3 protein-coding genes are annotated in these 1,951 nt (G+C 68.9%); all 3 read left to right on the top strand.

What is annotated here, in order from left to right; genetic code table 11:
- Positions 1-485, top strand: a 485-nt coding sequence (locus ACIPSE_RS47210; protein ID WP_401676388.1) for an ABC transporter permease, incomplete at its 5' end; no start/stop codon positions are given.
- A complete protein-coding gene (locus tag ACIPSE_RS47205; protein ID WP_401676386.1) occupies positions 478-1,497 on the top strand; it encodes an ABC transporter permease in 1,020 nt (339 codons plus the stop codon). The genes ACIPSE_RS47210 and ACIPSE_RS47205, both read left to right, overlap by 8 nt.
- A 62-nt stretch (positions 1,498-1,559) precedes the next feature.
- On the top strand, positions 1,560-1,951 hold a 392-nt coding region (locus tag ACIPSE_RS47200), incomplete at its 3' end, for a substrate-binding domain-containing protein (protein ID WP_401676384.1).

The following is a 1,951-nucleotide window of genomic DNA, read 5'->3' as shown; positions in this document are numbered from 1 at the left end:
TCAAGCACTTCGGCAGCGGACGGGAGTTGTACGCCCTCGGCTCCAACCCCGAGGCCGCCCGCCTCGCCGGCATCCCGGTCCGCAAGCGCATCCTCACCGCCTACACCTTCTGCGGCGCCCTCGCCGGACTCGCCGGCGCGATGTATCTGGCCCGCTTCGGCAACGTCGACTCCAGCACCGGCAACGGGTACGAACTGACCGTCGTCAGCGCGGTCGTGGTCGGCGGTGTCGTCTTCACCGGCGGCTCCGGCAGCGTCTACGGCGCCGCGCTCGGCGCCCTGCTGCTGACCTCCATCAACAGCGTGCTCCCCGCCCTCGGTGTGAGCAGTGTCTGGGTCCTCGCCATCAACGGTGTCCTGCTGCTCCTCGCCATCGCCGTCGACCGGATCGTCGCGCTGCGCGTGGCCTCCGCCCTGAAGAAGAAGTCGGCCGCGGCCCGTACCAGCGCTGCCGCCCCGAAGAAGGGAGACGTCAGCCATGCCTGAGTCCCTCAACCGAGCGATCCGCTGGGACACCGTGGTCGGCGCCCTTCTGATCGTCCTGCTGCTGTTCTCCTTCACCTTCGTGGACGGTTTCGGCAACGCGCTCAACCTGTCCTTCCTGATCGGGAACACCCTGCCGATCGCGTTGATCGCGCTGCCGATGACCCTGCTGGTCGTCTCCGGTGAGATCGACCTGTCCGTCGCCTCGACCGCCGGCCTGTCCGGTGCCGTCATGGGCGCCCTGTGGAACCAGGGCATGGCCATCGAGACGATCATCCCGATCTGCCTGCTCCTCGGCGTCCTGTGCGGTCTGGTCAACGGGCTGCTGGTGACCAAGCTGGGACTGCCCTCCCTCGCCGTCACCATCGGCACCCTCGCCGCCTACCGGGGCATCGCACAGATCATCCTCGGCTCGGACGCGGTGACCGACTTCCCCACCCAGTACCTCGACTTCGCGGCCGGACGGATCGGCGACACGTTCATCCCGTACGCCCTGCTGCCCTTCCTCGTGCTCCTCGCGATCGCCGTGGTCGTCCTGCACGCCACCCCCTTCGGCCGGTCCGTCTTCGCCACCGGCGCCAGCGAGGAAGCCGCCCGCTTCACCGGCATCCGCGTCAAGCGCCACAAGCTGATCCTGTTCACCGTCACCGGCCTGATGGCCTCCCTGACCGGGATCTTCTGGGCGCTGCACTACGCCAGCGCCCGCTACGACAACGCCACCGGACTCGAACTCTCCGTCGTCGCCGCCGTGTTGCTGGGCGGCATCGACTTCGACGGCGGCAAGGGCACCCTCGGCGGCGCCATCGCCGGAGTCTTCCTCCTCGGCGCCCTGCAGAACGTGATGAGCCTGGTCAACGTGTCCGCACAGTCCCAGATCGTCGTCACCGGCATCCTGCTCGTCGCCTCCGTGCTCGGCCCCCGCGTCGCACGCCAGATCTCCGTCGCCCGGGCGGGACGCCGTACGGCTCCCCCACCGGCGACGGCAACCCCCACCCCGGCCGCCCCCACCCCGTAGTGCCGACCGTTCCTCGCAAGTCCACGTCTCGTCTGCAACTCGTCTGCAAAAGGAATCCGAACATGCGTAAGTCGTCGCTGCGCCGTGGCTGTGTCGCTGTCGCCGTGCTGTCCTCGCTCGCCCTGGCCGCCACCGCCTGTGGTGGCACCACCAAGAACGACGCCGCCGACGACAGCGGTGCCGCCGCTGCCGCCACCGGCAAGGCGGACCCGAACGCCGAGTTGAAGAAGGGCCTGACCGTCGGCTTCCTGCCCAAGCAGGTCAACAACCCCTACTTCACCTCCTCCGACAAGGGTGGCGAGGCGGCTCTCAAGGAGCTCGGTTCCAGCTACAAGGAAGTCGGCCCCTCCAGCGGCACCGACACGGCGGGTCAGGTGTCGTACGTGAACACCCTGACGCAGCAGCAGGTGAACGCGATGGCCGTGTCCGCGCAGGACCCGGGCGCGCTGTGCAC

The sequence above is a fragment of the Streptomyces sp. NPDC090106 genome (assembly GCF_044747265.1).
Taxonomy (GTDB): Bacteria; Actinomycetota; Actinomycetes; order Streptomycetales; family Streptomycetaceae; genus Streptomyces.
Note: the sequence above shows the minus strand (reverse complement) of the source record. Positions and strands in the feature narration are given on the sequence as shown.